Origin of the sequence: Psychrobacter sp. 16-MNA-CIBAN-0192 (assembly GCF_040309565.1) — a bacterium.
Taxonomy (GTDB): domain Bacteria; phylum Pseudomonadota; class Gammaproteobacteria; order Pseudomonadales; family Moraxellaceae; genus Psychrobacter.
In genome coordinates, this window is sequence record NZ_JBEOOX010000074.1 from 1 (window position 1) to 349 (window position 349).

Here is a 349-nt window from a genome sequence, read left to right on the forward strand (position 1 = left end):
GTCAAGTATTTCTGGAGAGATTTTAAGCCGCTTTTTTTAACTCATTATATTTCTGATGTGGCGTCTTATAATCTATTGCCGAATGTCTGCGTTTGTAATTGTAGAACTGAATATATTGCTCAACTACGCTCACTACTGCGCTGTGATTGGTAAAAGCTAAATGGTTTAATCTTTCAGTCTTTAAACTCCTAAAAAATCGTTCCATCACGGCATTATCCCAACAATTTCCTCTACGACTCATACTTTGTTCAATGCCTAAGTGCTTTAGCTTTTCTCTGAACACGTTAGCAGAGTACTGGCAACCCTGGTCTGAGTGAAACATCAACTCCTGTGTATTTGGCCTCTGACG

At 39.0% G+C, this 349-nt stretch carries 1 protein-coding gene; it reads right to left on the reverse strand.

Annotated features, from left to right (window positions below; translation table 11 throughout):
• Positions 1-22: 22 nt before the first annotated feature.
• The coding region (locus AAEY78_RS12415) for an integrase core domain-containing protein (protein ID WP_352339645.1) at positions 23-349 on the reverse strand (327 nt) is incomplete at its 5' end.